22 protein-coding genes and 1 rRNA gene are annotated in these 25,374 nt (G+C 43.1%); 11 read left to right on the top strand and 12 right to left on the bottom strand.

All coding sequences use genetic code 11. From position 1 onward, the window contains the following. Positions 1 to 378: 378 nt before the first annotated feature. A 5S ribosomal RNA gene (gene rrf, locus AB5N96_RS10550) occupies positions 379 to 494 on the top strand. A 479-nt stretch (positions 495 to 973) separates the two neighbouring features. After that, positions 974 to 1,261 carry a hypothetical protein gene (locus AB5N96_RS10545; RefSeq protein WP_499705478.1) on the top strand — a complete coding sequence of 96 codons (288 nt, stop codon included), beginning with the start codon at positions 974 to 976 and terminating at the stop codon, positions 1,259 to 1,261. A gap of 959 nt (positions 1,262 to 2,220) precedes the next feature. On the opposite strand, the gene AB5N96_RS10540 is transcribed toward AB5N96_RS10545, so the two are convergent. Both AB5N96_RS10540 and AB5N96_RS10535 read right to left on the bottom strand, forming a co-directional pair. Next, positions 2,221 to 4,881, bottom strand: a complete 2,661-nt coding sequence (locus AB5N96_RS10540; protein WP_499705477.1) for an HAD-IC family P-type ATPase — start codon at positions 4,879 to 4,881, stop codon at positions 2,221 to 2,223. Between the two features lie 82 nt (positions 4,882 to 4,963). After that, positions 4,964 to 5,905, bottom strand: a complete 942-nt coding sequence (locus AB5N96_RS10535; RefSeq protein ID WP_204589854.1) for an IS30 family transposase — start codon at positions 5,903 to 5,905, stop codon at positions 4,964 to 4,966. A gap of 282 nt (positions 5,906 to 6,187) precedes the next feature. Here AB5N96_RS10535 and AB5N96_RS10530 point away from each other — a divergent pair, with 282 nt between their 5' ends. Further along, entirely contained in the window at positions 6,188 to 6,898 is a 711-nt protein-coding gene (locus tag AB5N96_RS10530) for a DUF3270 family protein (protein ID WP_204589855.1), read from the top strand. 775 nt (positions 6,899 to 7,673) lie between these two features. On the opposite strand, the gene AB5N96_RS10525 is transcribed toward AB5N96_RS10530, so the two are convergent. Further along, on the bottom strand, positions 7,674 to 7,874 hold the full coding sequence (locus AB5N96_RS10525; protein ID WP_204589856.1) for a CsbD family protein: 201 nt from the start codon (positions 7,872 to 7,874) through the stop codon (positions 7,674 to 7,676). Positions 7,875 to 7,997: 123 nt separating this feature from the next. Here AB5N96_RS10525 and AB5N96_RS10520 point away from each other — a divergent pair, with 123 nt between their 5' ends. From AB5N96_RS10520 to AB5N96_RS10500, 5 genes are read left to right on the top strand one after another with little or no spacing between them, the layout of a single operon-like run. Further along, positions 7,998 to 8,201 carry a PLD nuclease N-terminal domain-containing protein gene (locus AB5N96_RS10520; protein ID WP_204589857.1) on the top strand — a complete coding sequence of 68 codons (204 nt, stop codon included), beginning with the start codon at positions 7,998 to 8,000 and terminating at the stop codon, positions 8,199 to 8,201. Continuing rightward, positions 8,198 to 9,100, top strand: a complete 903-nt coding sequence (locus AB5N96_RS10515) for an ABC transporter ATP-binding protein (RefSeq protein WP_392455105.1) — start codon at positions 8,198 to 8,200, stop codon at positions 9,098 to 9,100. Before AB5N96_RS10520 ends, AB5N96_RS10515 begins: the two co-directional genes overlap by 4 nt. Beyond that, positions 9,097 to 9,879: an ABC transporter permease gene (locus AB5N96_RS10510; protein WP_204589859.1), complete on the top strand. Its 783-nt coding sequence runs from the start codon at positions 9,097 to 9,099 to the stop codon at positions 9,877 to 9,879. The genes AB5N96_RS10515 and AB5N96_RS10510 overlap by 4 nt, the downstream gene beginning before the upstream one ends. 12 nt (positions 9,880 to 9,891) lie before the next feature. Next, complete coding sequence (locus tag AB5N96_RS10505; RefSeq protein ID WP_392455102.1) at positions 9,892 to 10,608, top strand: CBS domain-containing protein; 717 nt, start codon at positions 9,892 to 9,894, stop codon at positions 10,606 to 10,608. Between the two features lie 36 nt (positions 10,609 to 10,644). Next, positions 10,645 to 11,448 carry a metallophosphoesterase gene (locus AB5N96_RS10500; RefSeq protein WP_499705476.1) on the top strand — a complete coding sequence of 268 codons (804 nt, stop codon included), beginning with the start codon at positions 10,645 to 10,647 and terminating at the stop codon, positions 11,446 to 11,448. Between the two features lie 128 nt (positions 11,449 to 11,576). On the opposite strand, the gene AB5N96_RS10495 is transcribed toward AB5N96_RS10500, so the two are convergent. Together AB5N96_RS10495 and AB5N96_RS10490 are read right to left on the bottom strand one after the other, a co-directional pair. Further along, on the bottom strand, positions 11,577 to 12,620 hold the full coding sequence (locus tag AB5N96_RS10495) for an acyl-CoA dehydrogenase family protein (protein WP_392455099.1): 1,044 nt from the start codon (positions 12,618 to 12,620) through the stop codon (positions 11,577 to 11,579). A gap of 22 nt (positions 12,621 to 12,642) precedes the next feature. Beyond that, positions 12,643 to 13,170 carry a DUF4242 domain-containing protein gene (locus tag AB5N96_RS10490; RefSeq protein ID WP_392455098.1) on the bottom strand — a complete coding sequence of 176 codons (528 nt, stop codon included), beginning with the start codon at positions 13,168 to 13,170 and terminating at the stop codon, positions 12,643 to 12,645. 146 nt (positions 13,171 to 13,316) lie between these two features. On the opposite strand from AB5N96_RS10490, the gene AB5N96_RS10485 reads away from it, so the two are divergent. Further along, positions 13,317 to 13,760 (top strand): winged helix-turn-helix transcriptional regulator, encoded by a 444-nt coding sequence (locus tag AB5N96_RS10485; RefSeq protein WP_392455097.1) that lies wholly within the window; start codon positions 13,317 to 13,319, stop codon positions 13,758 to 13,760. 20 nt (positions 13,761 to 13,780) lie between these two features. On the opposite strand, the gene AB5N96_RS10480 is transcribed toward AB5N96_RS10485, so the two are convergent. The 7 genes from AB5N96_RS10480 to putP all read right to left on the bottom strand — a co-directional run bounded on the left by AB5N96_RS10480 (position 13,781) and on the right by putP (position 21,052). Continuing rightward, on the bottom strand, positions 13,781 to 14,542 hold the full coding sequence (locus AB5N96_RS10480; RefSeq protein ID WP_204589865.1) for an ABC transporter permease: 762 nt from the start codon (positions 14,540 to 14,542) through the stop codon (positions 13,781 to 13,783). A gap of 6 nt (positions 14,543 to 14,548) precedes the next feature. Further along, entirely contained in the window at positions 14,549 to 15,511 is a 963-nt protein-coding gene (locus tag AB5N96_RS10475) for an ABC transporter substrate-binding protein (RefSeq protein WP_392455096.1), read from the bottom strand. Positions 15,512 to 15,541: 30 nt separating this feature from the next. Beyond that, positions 15,542 to 16,327 (bottom strand): ABC transporter ATP-binding protein, encoded by a 786-nt coding sequence (locus AB5N96_RS10470; protein WP_392455094.1) that lies wholly within the window; start codon positions 16,325 to 16,327, stop codon positions 15,542 to 15,544. A 248-nt stretch (positions 16,328 to 16,575) separates the two neighbouring features. Further along, a complete protein-coding gene (locus AB5N96_RS10465) occupies positions 16,576 to 17,175 on the bottom strand; it encodes a response regulator (protein WP_499705475.1) in 600 nt (199 codons plus the stop codon). A 5-nt stretch (positions 17,176 to 17,180) separates the two neighbouring features. Then, positions 17,181 to 18,302: a sensor histidine kinase gene (locus AB5N96_RS10460; protein ID WP_392455092.1), complete on the bottom strand. Its 1,122-nt coding sequence runs from the start codon at positions 18,300 to 18,302 to the stop codon at positions 17,181 to 17,183. A 100-nt stretch (positions 18,303 to 18,402) separates the two neighbouring features. Next, on the bottom strand, positions 18,403 to 19,428 hold the full coding sequence (desA, locus tag AB5N96_RS10455) for a Delta(5) desaturase DesA (RefSeq protein WP_204589870.1): 1,026 nt from the start codon (positions 19,426 to 19,428) through the stop codon (positions 18,403 to 18,405). 133 nt (positions 19,429 to 19,561) lie between these two features. Beyond that, positions 19,562 to 21,052, bottom strand: a complete 1,491-nt coding sequence (putP, locus tag AB5N96_RS10450) for a sodium/proline symporter PutP (RefSeq protein WP_499705474.1) — start codon at positions 21,050 to 21,052, stop codon at positions 19,562 to 19,564. Positions 21,053 to 21,176: 124 nt separating this feature from the next. Between putP and AB5N96_RS10445 the strand changes: the two genes are divergently transcribed. Together AB5N96_RS10445 and AB5N96_RS10440 are read left to right on the top strand one after the other, a co-directional pair. Continuing rightward, positions 21,177 to 22,322, top strand: coding sequence for an exonuclease SbcCD subunit D (locus AB5N96_RS10445; protein WP_392455090.1), 1,146 nt, complete (start codon positions 21,177 to 21,179; stop codon positions 22,320 to 22,322). Further along, a complete protein-coding gene (locus AB5N96_RS10440; protein ID WP_499705473.1) occupies positions 22,322 to 25,369 on the top strand; it encodes an AAA family ATPase in 3,048 nt (1,015 codons plus the stop codon). Before AB5N96_RS10445 ends, AB5N96_RS10440 begins: the two co-directional genes overlap by 1 nt. Positions 25,370 to 25,374 lie beyond the last annotated feature (5 nt).

Genomic DNA, 25,374 nt, shown 5'->3' with positions numbered 1-25,374 from the left:
GAGGTAGATAGGTTCGGGGTGGAAGCGTGGCGACACGTGGAGCTGACGAATACTAATCGATCGAGGACTTAACCAAAAAACGAGATGTGAAGTGACCTGCGCAAGAAACTCCGAGTAGATCGGACGTGCACGAGAAGACGGTCTTCGTCTTATCGGGTGCGGCCGGTCTGGGAGCGTGTTTCTAGGTCACGGAACTCGACAACATTTAGATGTGGCGGCGACTGTCCAGAAATGCCGAGATAAGATGGCAGACACAGCGAGGTTCTACCTCGATGGGGCTGACAGCTTGTGGAGTGTATTTCTAGGAGCCAGAACTCGATTCCATATCTGAACACAATCAATTGTCATTCTATCCAGTTTTGAGCGAACAGCTCAAGGTCTAGTGATGATGGCGAAGAGGTCACACCCGTTCCCATACCGAACACGGAAGTTAAGCTCTTCAGCGCCGATGGTAGTTGGGGGTCTCCCCCTGTGAGAGTAGGACGTCGCTGGGCAACAGAGAAGAAGGTCATCCCGTCAGGGGTGGCCTTTTTTGTGTGCAAAAAAGTAGACATAATCTTTTCCCGCGCTGTTTGTTCATCTGAATTCATCATTTTGATTTTCATGAAAAGTCTTTTTTCATTAAAAAGAAATGCATCCTCTACAAACTTCTACCTAACAAAAGTAGAAATTTCCCTTTTTGTTAGATAGTCTACTTATTTTCTTGATAAGATTTTCATTACTAAAACTGCTAATTTGCATGTGTATAAGAATCGTTTAGAATAACAAAAGATAAAGAACTTTATTAGTAAAAACTTGAATGTCAAAGAACTCTTTCTAGGAAGACCTTAAATGTTCCAATGCCTTTCTATGTACCAACACAAACCGGATCTTACCTATCGATGAGTTGACGGAGCGTTATCATGTAGTAAATGTGTTAGAGAATAAGGGACAGCTCGCCACTGAATACAAAAAGGTAGAGGATATCGTAGAAGTGACGAAACTTGATGAAGGAAAATACGCTGTGACGATCGAAGGTGGAGAAAGCTCGCAACGGACGTTCTTTAAGAAATCCGAGGCTGAACGTTTCATCGATAAATCAGGTATTGCACAGTCTCTCAATACAGACAAATTCTTGAGTCAGACAAAGCACAAAGATGTACCAATACTTGAACAACTCAACTCGAATCATCTGAATGCTCAACTTGCGAAGGTTATTAAAGCAACCAAACCTTCAAGCCAAATCGAAACACGGGATTACGATAGGCTGGCCACTTGTTAAGAATCCTCAGATTCAATCAAAGATGGATTTTGAGAAACATTTAGAGGGTTTAAATCCCCATCTAAGCTCGACTAAAGAGTTGAAGCATACATTTTTACAATTAAATCGAGATACTAAAGAACAAGAAAGAGAGCTTGAAAGATAGTTTTCTCCCCTCAGAAAAAAATTCTGAGGGGATTTTTTTACAGATAGCTAAATCCGCTTATTCATCTAAAAGTTTAATAAAAAGATTTTATAGTAACTAAATAACATTATATAGATTTCAAGTTATATCTAGTATTCAGTTAGAGGTTATAGTTGATTATATTCACAATTAGTTTCATTATAAAATAATAATCAATGAGTTAAATAGAATTCATAATGAGAGCGTAAAATATCTTGTGTAAATAACTATGCAAGGAATTCTTATAGTGTATGAAGTTAATATATGAGGAATTATCGATAGGGAAGTGATTTTATTGAGGTCACTTCCTTTGCTGTTCGTTTAAGTGTACTTATACGAATTGTTTACTTTCAAATTAACTTACTAGATTTCAACAATAAACCGGTTCGTTCAAATTTAATCAAGTGAACAGCAATGAAGAGACAACACTATCAACTGTCTATCTTAATAAACGCTAAGTATGTGATGGTAAGCATTAAATGACGTTGCTGCGCTTACAACAGTAATCTGTGTAGTTTGTTCAATGTACATAGGAGCCCTTTTAACATTTTCATCATCTAAACAATATACATAAGATTTCCTCACAAAGTTAAACTATAGATGTTCTGTGAATTATTCAAAGCTGTATCCGCAAAATTAAAATTTTCACATTTTTTTATACATAACTTAAAGTAAAAGCAAGCTCAAGAATAGCAAGACGACTCATCTAAAACTGAAAACCAATGAGTTCATCCCTTCTATTCCAGAACTTGCTGTTAACTAAAACCAGTATTTTGTTTCATTTCTCTGGAGTGTATCAAGTCCTTCTTTTCATAATTAATCGAGTAATCGCTTTCTCTAACTCGATGATACTGAAAATCACAACTCCGAGTGCTGCTGGAATTATCCAGTACTCAATTCCAAGCGGTACGGTTCCAAATGCAGTGTTCATAAAAGGCACGTAAAGGATGAGCACCTGCAGGAGAATAAGCACTCCAGACACGAGAAATGCAACTTTGTTTTTGAAAAAGTTCTTGTTAAACGCGAAACCTGTTTCATTTCGTACATTATACAGATGGAACAACTGCAGAATGACAATCGTATGCAGCACGACGGAATTGAGCAGTGCCTGATCATTCGTTTCATTTAGCAGCAATCTATAAAACCCAAAGGCAGTACCACCGATTAAAAGAGAGACGAAGATGATGCGGAAAATATAATAAGGTGTAAGGAGCGGTGTTTTTATTGGGCGTGGCGGCTTGTCCATCGCTCCTTTTTCCAGGGGCTCAAATGCTAAAGCAAAAGAAACGGTAATTGCAATCACCATGTTAATCCAAAGAATCTGCACCGGTGTAACCGGCATAACAGTGGCTCCGATTAAAATCGCGATGATAATTAAGAGCGCCTGCGCACCGTTAGTTGGCAGTAAAAACAGAATCGTTTTCTTCAAATTTGCATAGACTCTGCGTCCTTCCTCGACTGCTCCAACTATCGTTTCAAAGTTGTCGTCTACAAGGACCATTTGTGCCGATTCCTTTGCAACTTCTGTTCCTTTTATACCCATCGCAACTCCGATGTCCGCACGCTTCAGCGCAGGGGCATCGTTTACTCCATCGCCTGTCATTGCAGTAACATTGCCTTTTTTCTGTAATGCTTTAACGAGGCGAAGTTTATTATTGGGACTTGTTCTCGCAAACACATCGTTAGATAGAACAGACTCTTCCAGTTCTTCGTCCGACATTTTATCAATTTCTCTTCCTTCAATTCCATTTTTTCCATCACCAATACCTAACTGGCTGCTGATTGCAAGTGCTGTATCAAGATGGTCCCCTGTGATCATCTTGACACCGATACCTGCTCGGTGGCAGTCTGCAACAGCGGAAATTGCTTCCTCACGTGGCGGATCGATGATGCCTGTCAATCCAAGCAAACGAATGCCGCTGGTGAGGTCCGCGTGCTCAATCTCCTCTTTCATCTTGTCCACTTCAATGACCCCAGCTGCAAGTACACGCTCTCCTTTGGATGTTCTGCTGTACATTGCTTTTTCCCAGGGCTCACGTGTGAAGTCCCCAGCTGCTTCTGCCATATCAAACAGACGATCTGGTGCACCTTTTACAAAAATCCGCTTTGTATCCGCCACTTCAATTAACACAGCCATGTACTTATAGTCAGAATCAAAGGGAATTTTAGAAATAATGGAATGTCTCGGAATTGGAGCAGAAGCTTTTTCAGCAACAGTTAATAGGCAACCCTCTGTCGGCTCTCCGCTCATTGTCCACGTTCCGTCCTCTTCTTGCTGCAGAGAAGCATCGTTACATGTTTTCATTGCAGTCAGTAGCTCATATATCTGCGCGTGTTCCTTTACTTGCAATACAGACCCATCCTCGAGTATTTCTCCATTCGGATCGTAGCCAGTGCCAGTCACTTCGTACATTTTTTCATTTGTAAGCAGGGTGGTGACAGTCATTTCGTTTTTTGTCAGTGTCCCGGTTTTATCTGAGCAGATGACAGAAACAGCGCCAAGCGTTTCCACAGAAGGAAGATTCCGCACAATGGCGTTGCGCTTCACCATATTCTGAACTCCGAGAGCCAAAATAATCGAGATGATTGCCGGGAGCCCTTCCGGAATCGCTGCTATAGCGAGACCGATAGTGTAGAGCAGCAAGTCCGTTGGAGCATAGTCGCGGAAAAAGAATCCGAATGCGTAGATGAATAGTGAAGCACCGACGATAAACAAAGCAATTGTTTTACCGAAGCGGTCCGTCTGATTCATAAGCGGCGTTTTCAACTCATCTACTTCACTGACTGACTCATTAATTTTTCCTATTTCCGTATCTTTACCGGTAGCTATGACGACACCGGTTCCGCTTCCTGACGTGATCGATGTGCTCGAGAAAAGCATGTTTGTTTGGTCACCTAATACAGTATCTTCACTCAAAGGACCGGTCTGCTTTCTTGCAGAAACAGATTCACCGGTAAGTGCGGCTTCTTCTGCCCCTAAATTCGCAGCAGTTAGAATTCGAATATCTGCCGGTACTTTATCTCCTGCATTCAGTATCACTATATCCCCTGGAACCAGATCTGCAGCTTCAATTTCCTGGCGTTTTCCTTCTCTGATAACTACTGCATCAAGAGACAGCATGTTTTTTATTCCTTCAAGCGCTTTCTCTGCCTTGCTTTCCTGCAAAAACCCAATGGTGGCATTAATTACGGCTACTAATACAATAATACCCGTGTCAATGTAAGACCTGAGCAGAAATTTAATAACTCCTGCTACAAGCAGAATATAGATCAGAATATCATTAAAGTGTTTGAAAAATTTAACGAAACTATTCTCCGCTTTTTTTTCAGGCAGTTCATTTTTTCCATACGCTTCTAATCGCTCTTCAGCATTTGAAGCGGTGATCCCCTGATCAAAATCCGTCTTTAACTCTTCTACAACGTCTTCTACTGATAGAGAAAACCACTTTTTGTTCATAACTCCTCCTTATAGTGAATTTGACTTTTGATATAATTAACCGAGTATATACAATATGACCGTATATTTGTAAATTGTCAACTCAAGTCGAACGAGGCAAGAAACTCATGAATACCTCAAATGGCGTATTGTAATTCAGTACTTTCCGGGGGACCTGATTGAATACTAGGAGAAAGTCCATAATCTCCTTCTGGGTCATTCGGCTGAAGTCGGTTCCTTTTGGATAGGTGCGGCGAACACGGCCATTGCTGTTTTCGTTGGTGCCGCGTTGGCCCGGCACGCCAGGATCGGAAAAGTAAACGGGAAGTTCCAGGGCCTTCTCCACCTCGACCCATCCGTGGAATTCCTTGCCCCGGTCGGCGGTGATGGATTTCACCATTTTCTTTGGCAGGTTTTTCAACACATGGATGATTGCCTGCGTTGTTTCACTTGCCGTCTTCGCAGCCAGCTTGTAGATAATCTCAAACCGGGTGGTGCGTTCAGTCAATGTGAGGATCTGGCTCTTGTGCGACTTGCCGATGACGGTATCGACTTCCCAATGTCCCACCTGGCTTCGTGGCGCCAGACGTGCATGAATCTTTTTCAGACGGGGCATCTTGCCTCGCGTCTCCACTTCATTGTTCTTTAACTTTCTCCCTTTGCGGATCAGAAGCTTTTGGGACAGCTTGAACAGGCCGAGTGCAGCGTACCGGTAGATGCTCGAGACACTGATAGGAAAGGGTTTCTTATGCGTTTTCCAGTACCGTCCAACGATGCTTTCGGGCGACCAGCCCAACTTCAGTTTGGACAGGATATAATCGACGTCTTCTTGATTAACCGATCGTCTGGAGCCGCAGTTTTCACGTTTGGCATCGTAGTCAGCCTGCGCCAAAAGGGCGTTATACGGCTTACAGTGTTTCAACTCATAGTTGATGGTGCTTTTACTTCGTTTCAACTGTTTCGCCATGTAGGACAGCGATTTTTCTTCTAGGCAATAACTCTCGATTAGCACACGTTCCCGTGATATAATGTGGGCATAGCTCATTTGGGGACACTCCTTTAGTTGATTCGCGTTAACTATTGTGTACCCATTTGAGCTATTTTTAATTTCTAACCGTTCGACTTAATATGATAATCTACAATTAATTAAATAATATTCATGTTTTTTGAAATGTGTGAATTTTTTATGACGTTAGAGTGCTCTTATAACAGGATTTCCAATTTAGAGTGACGCTTTTATTCGAAATAAACGAACTGCAAATGTATAATATATGTATACATATTCCTTGAAGAAAAAAGGGATACCATTCTGACTGGAGGTATAATAATGTCATTTATTCCGTTTGTCGTCGGGATCGTTTATATCATCATTCATTTTTTTGCTAATGTACTCCTCCCGTCAGAAAGATTAAAGCGGATCAGATGGTTTTCTTTTTCCGGGGGACTTGCTGTTTCTTACATTTTCGTATACCTACTCCCAACGCTTCATAAAGAGCAGGCTAATATTGAAGAGCCTTACCGTCATTTGACCATGGAATCGGAGATTTATTTTGTTGGACTTATCGGCGTCGTTGTTTTCCACGGACTTCAGATTGTTATCACACAGAATTATGTATCCCATACCTCCTCGTTTTGGTCCGCGATTTCTTTTTACGCATTATATAATGCCCTCGTTTCCTTTACAGTTCTTTCTTTTGAAGTTTCTGTTATTCAGGCAATCTTTTACTGTATAGCGATCGGCCTGCATTTCATTGCAGTAGCGCATGATATGTGGAGAGAATTCCCTGTAGAATATAATAAATACGGAAAATACGTACTTGCATTGGGAATCGTCGCCGGCTGGATTTTTGCCCTTACTGTAAACCTAAGCCCTATCCTAAATTCAATTGTTTTCGCTTTTATCGCTGGAGCAATGATGTTTCACGTATTTACACATGAGTTGCCAAGCGAAAAAGAAACTCACTTTCCTACTTTCGCAGTTGCTGTCGTCATGTACTCTGCCCTTACGATGTCTTTGAAATTTTTCTTCGAGTGGTAGAAAAAGTGCGATCGGTTTTCGTGTTGTTTTATGTACCTAAGAAAAAGGCTGTTCACATCCCGCAAAAAGCCCTACTATAATTAAGCAGACATCCTTAGAGAATGATAATCATTAAGGCAACCTGCTTATTTATTTAATGCTTGTAAGAAATTATCTTAATATCACTCAGAATTTTTAAATATTAGGTTTACATATGATAATTTATCGGTAGTAGTGTTAAATGGAATAATAGAACAAAAGAGGAAGACGGATGCTGATTGACCCTTTTAAAGTTATCAATGTCTAACGTAAAATAACCGAACAGTTCTTTATGTGATTCTATATTTCTAGTAAATACTGATCTGTCAGTGGTCGAACGCCAGTCTACAAAGATTAAATAAGAAATTAAGAGGGATGACTCCTCAGTGGCAATCAATCCCGGAGTCCAGGTCGTCATTTCCCGGGCCATCTGAGTTTTCCCGAGACCCGGCAACGAAGATGAAAGTGCTCTTCTTTCAGCTTACGTGGGGAGGCTCGGGGAAACTCACCCAGGAAATGGCGGCCTGGATGGAGGGATTGACAGCTAAGAAACACCTCCACCTATCCTCTTCGTTTTTAATTTAATCTTTAGAACAAGCATCGTAAGATGGATCTGGCTTTTTGAAATACATGCCGCTATACCAAACGTCTTAAGATGAATCTAGCAGTTGTTTTTATTCAAAAATAAAAAGCACAAGACACGCTACTCAACGTGTCTTGTACTGAAAACATATAGTGAGAGAAACATATCCGTCAATTAACGACGATCCTTCGTAACATCTTCGAAATCTTGCTGTACTTTTCCTGCCTTTTCTTGAACATTCCCTTTAAGCTGCTCTTTCTTCCCTTCACGCTCAAGTGAACGGTTATCTGTAGCATCTCCTACCGCTTCTTTAATTTTACCCGAAACTTTTTCAAGTTTACCTTCAACTTTATTCGTGAATCCGTCTTTTGCCATTGTAAAATCCTCCTTAAAAGTTCATTCTAGTTTTAATAATACCCTTCTTACCAAAAATCAAACGAAACGAACTGACATCTAAAACGTATACTTAAATAAGTACTAGACTTAGGGGGAAGAAAAATGCAAATGACACTTAGTGAAATACCGTGGGGATTGGTAGCACCTATTCTAATTTTGCAATTTATTCTTATAGTAGTTGCGCTTATTGACTTAGTTCGAATTGAAGCAACAAATGGCCCGAAGTGGGTGTGGGCGATTGTGATTGTTTTAGGTAACTTGATTGGTCCCATCATCTATTTTGCTGTAGGGAGGAATGCGCAATGACAGGAACGATTCATGTAGAGAATTTAACAAAAAAGTTTGGCCAAGAGACGGCTGTAGAAGATGTTAGTTTTACATTGACACCTCATACAGCAACGGCATTGATTGGTCCGAACGGCGCTGGGAAGACGACGACATTATCAATGCTTACGAAACTATTGGATCCGACATCGGGAACAATAGTTGTAGAGGGACGATCAGATTATGATTACCGGGATAAGATTGGTTTTCTATCACAATATCCAAAGTTCTATGGGTGGATGAATACTTTAGAATATTTGGAAATGGCCGCTCGTTTAAGCGGTGTCGATGCAAAATCGGCGCGAGTAGAATCTGAAAAAGCATTGCAATTTGTTGGCCTTGGCGATGTCATGAAGAAGAAAATTGCTGGGTTTTCTGGTGGGATGCGGCAACGACTAGGTCTAGCACAAGCTATTGTACATAAGCCACACTTTTTATTTTTAGATGAGCCTGTATCTGCGCTTGATCCGATTGGTCGAAGAGAAATGCTGAACTTAATCAAAGAATTGCAGCAATCGACCACCATTTTATACTCCACACATATTTTAAATGATGCGCAGGAGATGACGGATCAATTGCTGTTCATGCGCAAAGGGCAACTAATTGAGCAAGGGTCTTTGCGTGATATTCAGAAAAAATACGAAGATGCACATTATGAAGTGCATTTCACAACGGCGGAAGATGCGGCGAGCTTTGTAGACGCCTCGCTCCTTCCCGCACGTCAAGAAGACCATATTGTGTATATCGCAATCGAGCAGGAACAACCTACGATGCAGGAAGTTCTTCATCAACTCGTTACACAACAACATGCGATTACAAAAGTAGAACGCGCACGTGTTAGTTTAGAAGACATTTTCTTAAAGGTGGTGAACGGACGATGAACCAGTTCTCAGTGTTGGCTTTAAAAGAATGGCGCGAAGTCGTCCGCAGTTTCAAATGGCTATGGATTCCAATTGTTTTTATTTTGTTAGGGATCATGGAACCTGTGATTACATATTTTCTTCCGCAGATTTTAGAATCTGCCGGAAACATGCCGGAAGATGCGGTTTTTCAGCTTCCTGATATGACACCTGAACAGATTTTCTTGTCGACATTAGGACAGTACCAATTTATTGGGATGCTTGTAGTTGCTTTTGCTTTCTCAGGATTGATTGCGCGAGAACGAAAGAATGGCACGGCTGCATTTTTATATGTACGGCCTTTGTCGTATCCATCTTATGTTTTAAGCAAATGGGCAGTTAGTAGTGTCGTCCTTATCGGCAGTTTCATTCTCGGTATCAGTGCGAGTGCCTACTACATCATGCTGTTGTTTGGCGAGTTTTCGTTCACGAACTTTTTGGGGCTAGTAGGCGTCTACTCATTATGGATTGTGTTAGCGATTAGCCTAACCCTTCTCATGAGTGCTCTATTTACTCCTGGAATCGCGACCGCCTTGTCCCTGTTTCTTATCGTATTCTTCCCAATGATCGACGGTTTAATTTTCCGGTATTGGCCGTATACGCCTTGGAAACTTGCCAACTATGCAGGAATGATCATGGTCGGTGAAGCGTCAACCTCGGATGTTGTCTGGACGATTGCTATTGCTGTACTTCTAATTGCCGTTTGCGTTACGCTATCCATACTTATTTCAAAACGACGAGCTGCAAGCGTCACTATCTAGGGTGGGATGAAATTGGCACAGAAGAGTCCGGAACGTAATTCAGACCGATTTATTTCGGCGTACAATCGAATCGATCAAGAGATGAAAGAGATAGCAGGGGCAAAAGAACACCATTCTTTTTTCCGTTTAATCGATATGGCCAAAAAGAAAAGCGCTGTTATTCGTCGGTACGAGGCAGATTTGCGCGAATATGGGGACTTGCGAAATGCGATTGTCCACCACCGTACATCGGTAGAATATGTGATTGCGGAGCCACATGATGATGTTGTAGAGAAAATGGAAGAAATCGAGCAAGCTCTTCTTCATCCAAACTCAGTAGGTGAAATTTTTCAGCGAAACGTTCTTACATTTCAATTGGGAGATTCGTTAAGCTACGCTCTTAAAATCATTCGTGAGAAAAAATTCAATCAATTTCCGGTCTATTTAGGCTCAGAATTTAAAGGCTTGATTACGCCTGTCGGAATCACGGCATTTTTGGCCAGCAATATTAAGGAAGACACCATTTCTCTGCGAAAGACAACACTTGCAGATATTCTGGTACATGAGAACAAACGAGATAATCACCGTTTTGTCCGATCGAATACTTCAGCTTATGTGGCGGAGGAAATTTTTAAATCGGAACTTTCTAGAGGCCATCGTTTAGAAGCTTTGTTAATCACTGAAGACGGTGCGTCAGCAAGTGAACTGATTGGTATCGTCACCCCGTTCGACATATTAAAACTAAATTAGCTATTTCCCGGGAAATAATTCAACAAGGAATGACATATGAAAAAATTAGCAGTGTTCATAGCAGTACTAGCAGTTTTAGTTGGTAGTTTTTATTACAGCAATACAGGTCTTTCCGTAACAGAGAAGACACTACAGGTTGGGGAAGAAGGTACTTCCTTAGAAGGTCTTCAGATTGCGCATGTTTCGGACTTACATGACGCCACATTTGGTGAAGAGCAAGTAGATCTGATTGATGCAGTAAAACAGAAACAACCAGACCTCATTTTTATAACAGGCGATTTAATTGATAGTAATCGGTATGATTTGGAGCAAAGTCTAGCGGCAGTTCGGGGATTTGTTGATATTGCGCCTATCTATTATGTCACGGGGAATCATGAGATTGCTACAGATGAAGAAAACGCCATCAAATCAAAATTGTCGCAACTTGGCGTAACAGTGCTATCAAATGAACTCACGACAATCTCTTATCAAGGACAGTCAATTGAGATTTTAGGAATTGAAGATCCGCTGAGTGGCACCTCTGTTTCAGATGTATTATCTCTTCATCCACGGAGTGAGCTTCCAAGACTTACATTGTCGCACCGTCCTGAAGTGTTTGAGGACTATGTCGCAGCTAGAGAGCAGCTCGTGTTTTCAGGTCACGCACACGGGGGACAATTGCGCATCCCTGGAGTTGGTGGATTGATTGCACCTGGACAAGGGCTCTTTCCGTCCTATACAGCAGGTGTTTATGAAGAACAAGGGACACAAATGATTGTCAGTCGCGGGCTAGGAAACAGTCTTTTTCCATACCGTATTTTCAATCGACCAGAAGTCATTTTCATTACACTAGAACGTTAAAAGGCTAGTTCTCATAATTCCAGTTCTACTATTTACGATTTACCTCACAAAAAAGGCAAAGAACTTTGTAAAGAGTTCTTTGCCTTTGAATTTACCTATTGAAATACTACTAGCTGCCTTCTTCAGAATCAGTTTGAGTGAAGGAGTTTTTCTAAATGTTTTACCGTAGGAGTCAGGTTTAACAAGAAATAGGACTCACGCAATCTCCGTGACGGACCACTAGACATTAAATAACCTGCCCCTCCTTGATGCAACATCGTACCGTGAGTAGCTTTGGCTGCCAAATAAGCGACATCAAGCCTTAGCTTGAGTAACTCTTTCCAATCCTCAACACTAGGACCGGCTTTTGCTATAGCGTAGACGCTGTTTTTTAGCGTAACCAATTGTTCCTCAAGTTCTTCAGACTGGATCGGCAAGTAACTATTACACCCCATCTGTTTATTGCAGACTTGGAGAATCGAGTCAATGGATCCTCTCGTGACCCCAAACCCTAAGGGAGTTTGATAAAGAACAAATGCAGGTCGGATTATAGGGATGAATACGTCAGCATCTTCTGCCACAATCCAATTGTCCGGAATCCAAACCTCTTCAAACGAACATGCAAAAGTAGCACTACCGTTGACTCCCAAATACTCCGCTTTTGCCTTTAGAGACAAGCCCTCTGTTCGACAGGGAACAATAGCCATTATGCGTCTCGTGTCATCCACTTCGGCCACTATTCCAAACCAGTGGTCGTCACCTAAGTTCGAGACTGAAGGTAACTTCCCTGAAATGATATAACCGCCGTCCACCTTCTTCGCCCGCAAATGTAGCTTTTCAAGTCCTGCATAATATTTCATCGGGTTTGAGAGCCCTGTGGCACCTAAAATTGAGCCGTTTTCAAATTGTGGCAGTAGATGTTCCTTCAGATGAAGGTTTGTACTTTGACGGATGTAGGTCATCGCAGCCAAATGGCACCAAAAATTAAATGCCGTGGTCATACATACCTTCGCAATCTCCTCTACCATCATCACCTCACGTGAATAGGGAATACCTTCAGAAGAATCGAGGAACCCATTTTGCCCTAAACTTTTTAAAAAGTCAGATGCATAATACGCCTCTGTATCGATTCTCTTCACATACGGCTTTAATTTTTCAGCAATCAGCTCTTGCAAACGGTCTGTGTGTGCCACAGGAACTCCCCCATTTCCATACTTACGATAGTTCAGTCAATGTATCAATCGGTGCCATTACAGCCTCACGCGCCTTCTTAACGGTTGATTCATCAGGAGAATCATAGAAGCATAGACATTTCGTCATATCTTCACACACATAAGTGCGGGAGAACTTCACTTCAGGGACCTCATCATAGTGAACCGAGTTCTTCGATTTTCTTTCTAAGTAAGCATCCATTGTAAGGTTCTCTGGAAGGTTCCACTCTACCAAATAATTTACCGTTTCCGCCTGTTTTTTCACTTCTTCTAGTTCCGTACCGACCAGTCGAACCGGTTTGATCAGAGTGACCGGAACTTCTAGTTTGCGTAATGATTCATTCACTAAAGTTCGCTCTTCAGCTTCGATAATGAAAAAAGCACGTGATAAGTCTTTTGCTACCTGGACTTCGATCAAACCAGCACCTTGAGTGCCAATTTCGTCACGAACAGCTTCTACTTTTTGCTCGAAGGATGCCTTGTCCGTGATAGTGCCATTAAAAACAGATTCGACTAGATATAAAGTGGTCATTGAAATTCCTCCTTTGGATTCAAAATCCAACCATTGAAGTGGGATTTAGATTAAAGATTATTTTAAATGACTTAGTAATAAAAAACAACTCAGTTGTATCAAAATTTTCTATATGATTAAATTAGTAATAATGGAGGGAGCACAACATGCGCGAAACACGATACAATTTGCCTTGCAATATAGCACAGACTTTAAACTTGATTGGGGACCGCTGGACGTTACTCGTCCTCCATGAGATTTTGGTGGGCACAAAGACTTTCAATGATTTAAAAAAACAACTGCTAGGAATCTCATCGAATATACTTTCTGACCGATTGAAGCACTTAGAAAAATCGGGACTCGTCCGTTCATCTCTTTATTCGGAGCATCCACCTCGATACGAATACGCTCTCACAGAAAGCGGGAAGGCACTAGAACCCGTATTTAATGCCATGGTTCTATGGGGAAGCGAGCACCTGGACCCTTGCTATAAAAAGCTAGTCCATACTACTTGTCAACATGAAGTGGAGATTGCCTATTATTGCCCCCATTGCGAAGAAAATGTAACACAGCTCGAAACGACTGTTTTGAGAGATGAAGTAACAGAGTAGAGCAGAGATGCTCTACTTTTTCATGTGGCCCGAATACCCCATTGTCTATTGATCCATCTTTCGAATACCCCTACTACCTTATCTAAAAGCAAACCTAAGACCCCTATAAATACAATTCCCGCCATCACAAAGTCTAGCCGCATGGAATTTCGTGCATCCACAATGAGATAGCCAAGTCCAGATTGTGCCCCGACCATTTCACCAGCTACTAAGAATATCCACGCTGTTCCCACTGCTATATGAAGTCCATTCGCAATGAATGGAAAGGCTGCAGGGAAGATCACCTTAAAAAGGAGCGGAAACCCTTTCACCTCAAAATTCTCAGCCACCTTTAGATAACTGGCATCTACTTTACGGACTGCCCCAACTGTTGATAACAGAACAGGGAAGAAGGCAGCAATAAAGATGATGACGATGGCTGGAATATCCCCGATTCCAAACCATAGGACAATAAATGGGGACCAGGCGATGGGAGATACAGGTCGAATCACTTGGGCAATCGGGTCGAGTATGCTCCAAAGCAGTGGTAGTCTTCCCAATAGGAGTCCTAGACCGACAGCAATAACAACAGCAGATAAATATCCTAGCAGGAAACGATAGAGGCTAACTTGAATGTGTGTTATCAGTGTCCCATCTTGTATGAGACTCAAAATGGCTGCACCCACTGCTAGTGGCGGTGGGAACAATACAGCATCGTAATTGCCAAAGGTATAGACCATTTGCCACACAGCGATGAGGAGTATAAAGCCAATCCCTGCCGGCGCTAAAAATTTTAGTTTCATTTGTCGTCACATCGCTTCATCTAGTAATGAGTGGTCTACAAAATCAGTGTAACTTGGTGGATTGTCCATAAGCCCCATTTCTATGAGACTTGCACGTAATGCTTCATACTCATCTTCTCGAATCACCAGATCATCATACGCGATCCACTCAAATGATAAATCCAATACCTCTTCTTCGACGTTCATATATTTTGATGACATTTCATGTGTATGTTCATCTTTTGCTTCTGCCACTTCGCCGGCAGCCACATAGTAATTGACGAACTCCTGAGCGACCTCTTTCTCGTTTTGAATGAAATCATTACGCAGCACAAGAGTACAATCGATGGAGTTTTCCCAGACATCTTGATCCTGATACAGGACTTTGCCCTTTTCAAGCGAGACGGAAATAGCACCAAATGGCTCAGCCACCACGTAGCCGGCAATACGACCCTCAGCAAGAGCTGCTGGCATCTCTGCAGGTGGTAGTTCGATGACATTCACATCTTCATACGCCATCTGGTTTTGCTGTAGCATTTGGTACAGCAACACATTATGCGTAGAAAATTTATGAGGTATGGCAAAGTTTTTTCCTTTCAAGTCCTGAGCTGTATCGATTGAAGGGTCTGTAACAAATACATTGCCGTCACGATGTCCCAGTGCTACTGCTTTAAGGTCGATTCCCTGCTCTTTTGCTCTCATCGCTAGTGTGACGAGGACAGAAGCCCCATCAATACGGCCTGTATTCAAGGCATCCATCAACTCAGGCCATGAACCAAACTTCACTAATTCCAATTCGAAATTTTTATAGTCTTCTAGCTCTTTTTCGATGTACAACGGTACAGCATGAGTTATGGGTAAATACCCTATTTTGACCACGCGTTTTTCATCGTCTGAACCAGAGGATGAGCTATTCTCCGTACCGCAAGCCGTGAGGACCAGGGCAGATACCAAAAGTAGTGTGAGTAGCAATGTGAATGATTTTTTCATCGGATTCTCCTTATTGAGTTTAGTCATTGGTCAAATATGAAATTCTATGGCCGATTCCTGTCGGCTGAAATGGAATTCATCCAAAATTTGTTTGCGGTATGCATAAAAATCCGGATGACTTCGATCGCGAGGTTTCGACAGTTCAACATGGATCTCATGGTGAATACGACCTGGATTCGAATGCATAATAAAGATGCGATCAGCTAGATAGATAGCTTCATCAATGTCGTGAGTCACCAACACGATAGTAGTTTGTTCCTTGGCTTGTATGTTGAGTAGTTGATCTTGCAGATGGTATCGATTAAATGTATCCAACGCAGCAAATGGTTCGTCCATCAAGATCAGTTCGGGCTGTGGTGCGAGTGCTCTCGCTATCGCGATACGTTGTTTCATACCGCCTGACACTTCATGGGGAAACATTTGGCTCTTGCCTGAAAGACCTACCAGGTCGAGATAATGGCGTGCTCTTTCTGCGCGTTCTTTGGCTGATAGAGAAGAACTTTCGAGACCGAATTCCACATTTTTTAATGCGGATTTCCACGGAAGCAATCCGTAGTGCTGAAAAAGCATGATTGCTTTTCGGCTAGGTTTTGTAATGGGCTCATTCTGCAGCTTCACAAAGCCGTGATCTGGTTTTTCAAATCCTCCAATAATATTTAGAAGGGTACTTTTCCCACATCCACTCTCTCCCAACAGAGCAATAGTCTCTCCCCGTTGGATAGTGAATGAAATGGAGTCAAGAACCTGGTTCACTACTTGGTCAGAGTGAAAAGTCTTTGAAATTTCTTCTACCGATAAAAACGGTGCATCTCCCATACCTATGATCCCAACCTCCCGTTAATTTATTATTCCTATTGATATACTATGATTTAACTTTAGGTTATTTTATTATACTCTGTTGTTTTTTACAACTCATTATTCAGAATATATTAATTAATGTATTAAAATAACCCTAGGGTCTAACGAGGTCTAGGTGTAATCAAGACTTCGGTAGACTCTAGGGTCTTACTGTAGTTATGGGTATATTTGTATCTTCTATAATTCTTTGTTTTTCATCGCCCACCTCATTTGAACCAGCCTTTTTCTTTTGCGCGGGACAGTGCTTCGATTCGGTTGTTGACTTGCAATTTATCGAGGATGACAGATATATAGTTGCGTACAGTTCCGGAAGATAAGAAAAGTACTGACGAGATTTCTTTTGAACTTTTTCCTTCTGCCATCAGTTCCATAATTTGAAGCTCGCGCTCGGTCAAAGGGTTTGGCGCATCGTAAGCAAGCTCCATCAGTTCTGGAGAATACATCTTGCGGCCGTTTAGGATAGAACGGATTGCGTAGGCGAGCTCTTCACTCGGGCTATCTTTGATCAAATACCCGTCGACATCCGCTTGTCGGGCTTTTTCAAAATAGCCAGAGCGAGCAAACGTTGTCAAAATGAGGACTTTGCATGAATGGCCTTTCAACTTCTCTGCGAGCTCTAGGCCGGTCATTTTCGGCATTTCAATATCTGTGATACAAATGTCTGGAGAAAGGTCTTGAACGAGCTGTAAGGCCTCTTCTCCGTCGCGTGCAAGGCCAACGACCTCCATATCTTCTTCAAGCTCAAGCAGGGAGCCCAGTGCGCCTAAGAGCATACGCTGATCTTCGGCTAATACAATTCGAATCATACTCTCTACTCCTTCCGTGGGGCAACATGTGGAACAGCAATTGTGAGACGTGTTCCGTGATGAAGTTCAATCGTTAATGAGCCGTTTACGAATTCAATTCGTTCCCGCATACCAGCGAGACCATTGCCTTCTGTAAAACGTTCTCTATCACCGCTACCTACACCATCATCTTCAATCTGCAGGACGGTCAGTTGTGGGGAGCTGTTTAAAACTACACGACAATAGGTCGCTTGACTGTGCTTGACCACGTTTGTCACGGCTTCTTTTAAACACATACTTAAGATAGACTCCATCAATAGGGGTAAATTTTCATGGACGCGTCCACCTTCTCGGATGAGCTGGATATCTGCGGCTTCGAGCAGTTGCGCGGCAGATTCCACTTCATCTTCAAAGTGGATGGTGCGGATTGTGGAAACGAGCTCACGTACTTCTTTTAATGCAAGACGCGCAGTTTGATGCACTTCTTTTAATTCTTTTTTCGCGCGGTCGGGATCTTTATCTATCAATTTTGAAGCTAGCTCACTTTTTAAACCAATCAGAGAAAGTTTTTGACCAAGCGTATCGTGAAGGTCTCGGGCGATCCGTTGACGTTCCTCGACTACACTCATATGGGCGATTTGTTCATGTGCAGTTTCAAGTTCTCCCGTAAGATAGTCTTGCCGTGCTTTTGAAAACGTCGCAAATGGCAACAAGACGATTCCAATTAATGTAATGATAACAAAAGGCAAGTAGGACATAAAGACATCAAATTCTAAAAAGAAGCCAAACACGACGCTAAGCGTTACGATTAAAACATGAATCCCGTAGAGAATAAAAAATCTTGTCTTGCTTTCGATAAAGCCGATAAAGAAGGACAAGAAGATACTCAAATAGACGTACCCGAACAACAAGGTCATCGCGGCGGCTATTGCCATTTCCAAAAAAACAGCTATGTAAAAGAGTGTGCCTTTTAAAAAGAACGTAAATCGGTACAACAAGAAAAACAGACCAAGTAGACTTAGGCCTAAAACGATTTCTTCCCAGCCTGTCGAGCGAAACAGGAAGAAGAAAGGCAAGACGCAAAACACGATCCAGGCGTAGAGACTGAGCCATGGGGACCGAGGGAATAGCTGATACCATTTGGGCATGATTCGGACCTCCAACTAAAAATTGCCTGGCCAGAGAGCGGCCAGGCAAGCAATTCTCTGCTTCCTCTAGTATACGGTTTGCTTCTTGGGAGGGAAAGGCTTAGCTCTTTACCCCTGAAGTGGAAGTGCGTAGTTGACGTTGCTTCCAGTCTTTGAACGAAATGAATGTTTTTGCTGCTTCGTCATAGAGACGGAACTTTAAAGATGTCAAACTAGTTGCCAAAGTGATTGTTGTCGCTTTGTGTAGAGGTGGAGTCTTTTCATGCGCTTCTTCAAGTAAGTAGTTCGGGACACGCGGGCTTAAGTGATGCACATGGTGGTACCCAATATTTCCTGTCAGCCACTGAAGGACTTTCGGTAGTTGGTAGAACGAGCTTCCGTCTACAGCTGCTTTGACGTAATCCCACTCTGACTCTTCTTCGAAATACGAATCTTCGAATTGATGCTGGACGTAGAATAACCAGATACCAAGAACTCCAGCAACATAAACTGTTGTACCTTGGATAATCGCGAACTCTTTCCAGCCTAATAAGAAACCAGCTAGTGTGTAAAGAATAACCACACTTAGTGTGATGAAGTGTGTGTTCCAACGCTCTTTTGGACGTGCATCCTTACGGTTGATACGGCTTGATACTAAGAATAAGTAAAGGGGTCCAATCCCAAACATGACGATTGGATTGCGGTAAAGACGATACGCTAAACGCAAACCTGGAGAGGCTGCAGTATACTCTTCAACTGTCATGACCCACATATCGCCAGTGCCTCGTTTGTCTAGGTTACTGCTCGTTGCGTGGTGAATCGAGTGCTCGCGTTTCCATTTCTCATAAGCAAATAGAGTCAAAATTCCTGTGATATTTCCCATGATGTTGTTGGCTTTTTTGTTTTTAAAGAATGATCCGTGTGTACAGTCGTGGAAGATGATGAATGTACGTACCATGAATCCTGCTGCGATGACTGCAAGTCCAAGGCTTAGCCAGATTGATACGTCGAACGCCATATAAGCAAGTGCCCATACTAAAAAGAGGGGCGGAATTGTGTTTAGGACCTGTGTAACACTTTTGCGAAGCTGTGATTTTTCAAAGGGAGCGACTTGTTTGCGTAGCTCACGAATGCGTTGCTTATCCATGTGAAGCCTCCTGGTCGTAATGTAGTACTCTAAGTTTACGAAAGATTAGGACCAGATAGTAGAAACAGATGTAAGCAAAGGGAGATGACAGTTGTCATAAAAAAATCTCCGCCGGGGCGGAGATTAAGAACAATTATTTATTTTCGTTGATTAAACGGTTTGTTTCATCAAACTCACGTTCAATCTCTAGGTTTGGTTTATACGTTAAGATACTTACTATGATTGCAACAAGTAAGCTTAGGATGAAACCAGGGACAATTTCATACATGGCGTCTTTCAAGACAGGTACGTTTGCCCAAATGATAACAACAATTGCACCAACAAGCATCCCTGCTAATGCACCTTCAGACGTCAGCTTTCTCCAGTAAAGAGAAAGTAGGATGACTGGACCGAATGAAGCACCGAATCCTGCCCATGCAAACTCAACTAAACCTAAAATTGTTTCATTTTGTTCCCAAGCAAGAGCTCCGGCAACAAGTGCTACTAGAAGAACAGCGATACGTCCAAGTAAGACGTATGTTTTATCCTCTGCATCTGATTTCACAACTTTTTTATATAAGTCTTCAACTAAAGCTGAAGACGTCACAATCAATTGAGATGAAATTGTGCTCATGATTGCCGCTAAAATTGCCGCTAGCATAAGCCCAGCGATGAATGGATGGAATACAGCTTGTCCGAGGACGATGAAAACTGTTTCAGCAGTCGCCTCTGTTAGAGGTGTTTGCCCAGCTTGGTTGAAGTAAGCAACCCCAACTAATGCTGTAGAAATCGCACCTAGTAAGCTGAAAATCATCCAACCAATTCCAATGCGACGAGCAGATTTTGCTTCGCGCACAGATTTGATAGCCATGAAACGTACGATAATGTGTGGCTGTCCAAAATAACCAAGACCCCAAGCGGCTGTTGAAATAATGCCAAGTACAGTTGTACCTGCAAATAAGCTAAAGTGGTTTGGTTCTACAGCTTGAATCGCCTCTACAGTTTCGCTAAATCCACCGAGTGCAATTACACCAATAGATGGTACCAAAATCAAAGCTATAAACATCATAAGACCTTGTAAGAAGTCCGTGTAACTTACAGCTAGAAATCCACCGAACAATGTGTACGCGACTACAACAGCCGATACAATCAGAAGTCCTGTGTGGTAATCGAGACCAAATGAACTGTCGAAGAATTTCCCACCAGCTACCATTCCAGACGATACATAGAACGTAAAGAATAGTAAAATGATGATACCTGACGCAATTCGAATAAGAGAAGATTTACCTTTTAGACGGTTATCCAAGTAACTTGGGATCGTGATAGCGTTACTGGATACTTCTGTGTAGACACGCAGGCGAGGGGCTACATACACCCAGTTTAAATAAGCTCCGATTGTAAGTCCGATGGCAATCCAAGCACTTGTTAAACCAGATAGATAGATTGCTCCTGGTAGACCCATGAGCAACCAAGCGGACATATCTGCTGCCCCGGCACTTAATGCAGTTACTGCTGGACCAAGATCACGTCCACCTAACATATAGTCATTTAAGTTTGTTGTTTTGCGGTAAGCGTAGTAACCAATAGCAAGCATTGCAATCATATAAATGATAATGGCAATAATTTGATAAGTTTCTGCTGACATGATAATACCCTCCTTTTCAAATTTCATAGTAACAAGTATAGTGCATTCTGTATAGAGCATTTTGACTATTATAGTCATATAGGAAATAACCCGATAAAATCTACCTGACAGAAGGAGACATGATATGAAAATTTTACATACAGCCGATTGGCATTTAGGTAAATGGTTACAGGGAATATCATTACTTGATGATCAGCGCCACATGTTGTGGAAGTTGTTAGAAGTTATCGACGAAGAACAACCGGACGTCATTGTAATGGCGGGTGACATTTATGACCGAGCAATTCCTCCTGTAGAAGCGATTCAGCTCTTTGGAGAGTGGTTGCAGGAAGTCATTGAGGTGCGTAAAATCCCTTTCTTAGCAATTACGGGTAACCATGATAGTCCGGGGCGTGTCCATTTCGGTTCGGCATTTATGAAATCGACGGGGCTGCATCTTGCTGGAGACTGGCTGCCCGGAAATCATATCGTCCGTCTTGAAGACGAAGCAGGACCAGTAGACTTTCACCTCGTTCCGTATATGGACCCCGCGCAAGTCAAATTTCGTTTGCAGCAAGAACAATCAATGAGCCATCAACAAGCGATGGAGAATATCCTGGAGACATGTCTGCCGCTAGATAAAAATGTACGGCATGTATTTGTCGGTCATGCGTTTGTCACGCCATACGGAGAGCCGGAAGACAACACGAGTGAAGCGGAGCGACCCCTCGCAATCGGCGGGGCGGAATATGTCTCTGCTCAACTGTTCCATGACTTCAACTACACTGCTCTCGGACATCTTCATCGTGCCCATCATTGTGGGACGGATCATGTACGCTTTGCCGGAAGTCCGATGACCTATGCCATCTCAGAAGCAGGAACCGATAAAGGTGTTTTGCTCGTGGACTTAGCAGCAGATGGAAAAGTGGACGTCTCGTTTCATGCCCTCGAACCGCGTAGAAAAATGCGTCGGATTGAAGGGAACTTACAGGAGGTATTGCAACACGAAGTTAGTGAGGACTATGTCATCGTTAAATTACTCGACGACGGGCCTATCCTTTCCCCGATGGAGCAACTACGCACGGTGTACCCGAACACGCTTCATGTCGAACGCCAATTGGTGGCGATGGATGCTAAACCGTCTGTTGCACTTGCTGAACGAAAGCAGTTAAGTGAAAAAGCGTTGTTCACAGCGTTTCTTCATGAACTGGCGAGTGAAGAGCCGGATGAAGATACAATGGCTCTCTTTCAAGAGGCATGGCACCATGCAGAACAGGAGGGCGACAACTGATGCGACCACTTCATTTAAAAATGACCGCTTTTGGTCCTTACCGCGAACAAGAGACAATTGAATTTTCGGAGCTAGGCGGGCATACATTATTTGTGATTGCAGGTCCAACTGGTGCTGGGAAGACGAGCATTTTTGATGCGCTGTCTTTTGCGTTGTTTGGTACAGGAAGCGGGGAAGACCGACAAGATACGCGCATGTTACGTAGTGACTTTGCACCAGATGATTTGCATACAGCAGTTGAGCTAACGTTCGAAATCCGTGGACGCACCATTCGGATTTATCGGCAAATGGCTCATATCAAAGCTGGAAACAAGACAGCGACTGGTGAGAAATATGAACTTGTCGAAATTACAGAAGAAGGTGAAATTCCTCTTGTCGAGCGGTATACGATTCGGGAAATCAATGCAAAACTGATGGAACTTGTGGGGATGACAGCCGATCAGTTCCACCAAATCGTCATGCTCCCTCAAGGAGAGTTCCGCAAGTTCTTGACGTCGTCCACCGATCAAAAAGAAGTGATTTTACGGAAACTCTTCCGAACAGAACGTTTTCAAAAGATGACCGATTACTTGCGGGAGAAGCGACAGCATCTCGTGGACGTATCTGCACAGCACCGCGCTGTTCAAGGTACACTCGTCAGTCAAGCAGCAGGTTTGTTCCCAGAAGAACCTATATTTATGCAGCAAGAAGTGAACTTGTATCAAATCGAGACCGCTTTGCAAAAAGGAATGGATGAGACCACTGCGCAACACGCTACTTCCAGACAGCAAGAAGATAACGCATGGAACCTGTTTCAGTCGGAACAAAAAAAGCTTCAACAGCTCGAATGGTTAGCTGCTAAACAAGCGAGACTTCAGGACCTTTTAAAGAAGCACGAGACACTTACGAATCAACAACCGCTCATGAAGAAAGTACAAGTGCGTATAGAAGCAGCTGTGCGTGCCGCCGCCATTTCGCATATTCATGGGATGAAACAAAAAGCTTCTAAAGAGTTGTTGGAAAAACGTACACATGTTGAAACTCTTCGCCAGAAGCTTGCACAGACAACGGACACCTTTACAAAGCTGGAAGAAGAATTTCAGGAGTTAAAAAACCAAGAACCAGCACGTCAGGCTTTGCGCCAACAAATCGAGCGATTAAATGAACGGATAGGGCAGCTTGAAAAGCTTGAACACCTCATGAAACAAGAACAAGAACTCGCCACCACTGTTTCGGAAAAACAGGCAGAACACAAGAAGCTTCAACAGACTGTCGAGCACAAAGAGCAGCGACTACAGCATTTGCTGGATCAGTACCAAGAGCTGCACAGCGAGAGTAATGCATTACCGGAAGTGAAAGCAGCGTACCAGTCTCTCGGTGAACAGATTCGATTGGTCGACCGGTACAATGAACAAATGATGGAACGAAAAGCAGCCCAAGAAAAGGTAGAACGTGCGACCGCAGCTAAACAACAAGCCCATCACGACTGGCAAGCCTTTCAAGCAGAGCAAGCTAACCAACTTGCACTGCAGCTTGTGGGACACCTTCATGATGGAAAAGCCTGCCCAGTATGCGGATCTATAGAGCATCCGGACCCGGCTCGGCCAACCACTAATACGGGGAACGGTGATGGACGCGCCCTCGAGCAAAAGCTAGAACAAGCTAAAGCACAAGAGCTACGCTTTACTTTAGAGATGGAACGGCTTGACCAAGATCTTACCAATTTTCAAGCCAACCATTCCGAACTCGTTGATAGTCGGGAACAGGTAGTACTAGAGCAGGAACAAAAAGCGCAACAGATTCAAGTGCTTGAAAACAAGCGCCAACAAGCAGAGGCCTGCATCAAAGAAGGCAAGCCACTTCGTCAAGAAGTAAATGACTTAAAAAAGGCGCTTCCTGAAAAAGAACACCAACTGGCAACCGTCATGCAACAGTGGCAGCAGTTACAAGGCCAACTAGTGGCGCTCCAAGAGTCACAGGACGGGGCATCCCTTCAGGAGACGAAACAACTGTCTGCTTCTAAAACAGCGGAACTGAATGAACAATTGACACGTTGGCAGCAAACGGAGCGGACTTATGGGGAAGTGCGTGATGCCTATCAATCTCTGACCCAACAAGTGAGCTGGGAGACCGAGCAACTCAAGCGTGTTGAAGCGGAAGGCACGCAACTTGAAACAGACTGGGAGCAAGCCCTTGCCGAGCAACACTTCCAGACAGAGGACGACTACCGACAGGCTGTCCTGCCAACTGGAGATATTTCACGTTACCAGAAGGAGCTTCGGGACTATGAACAACAAGTGCAACAAGTCACAACCGAACGTCAACTTTTAGAGAACGAACTGGAAGGATACAAAGAAGACGGCTCTCTAGAAGTACAGAAAGGCTTGGTGAGCCAAGTCAAAACGCAGTGGGAAACGTACAAACAGGAGACGCAACAACTAGCGAACAAGCTACAAACGGCGAATCGCCTCGTTGTTCAGTTCGTTGAATTGAAAGAGAGAGTCGGGGATACAGAGAACAAACTTGCGACAACCACAGCCCTATACGATGCACTCCGGGGACAAAACGCAAAGAAGCTTTCATTTGAGCGCTATATGTTGGTTGCCTATTTGGAGCAGATTACAGAAGCTGCGAATCAACGGTTAGAGTCACTTTCCGGTGGGCAATTCCGTTTGGTCCGTAGCGAGAGACAAGAAAGTCACGGCAAGCAAAGTGGTCTGCAACTCGATGTCTATGACGGATATACGGGCCAGTTCCGTGATGTCAAAAGCTTGTCAGGTGGCGAAAAGTTCCATGCTTCCCTTAGCCTCGCACTTGGTATGGCGGACGTTATGCAAGAGATGAACGGTGGTATTCAAATCGATACGATGTTTATCGATGAAGGCTTTGGTTCACTCGATGAAGAATCGCTTCAAAAAGCAATCGATGCACTGGTACAACTGCAACGAACCGGCCGTTTGATTGGTGTCATTTCACACGTCAAAGAATTACAAGCGGCCATTCCAGCCAAACTGAAAGTCCACAAGTCTGCGAGTGGGACGAGTTCTACTCGCTTTGAAATAAGCTAGGGGGA

Origin of the sequence: Chryseomicrobium imtechense (genome assembly GCF_041475995.1) — a bacterium.
GTDB lineage: Bacteria > Bacillota > Bacilli > Bacillales_A > Planococcaceae > Chryseomicrobium > Chryseomicrobium aureum.
The sequence above is the reverse complement of the archived record's forward strand: the minus strand, read 5'-3'. Positions and strand labels throughout refer to the sequence as shown.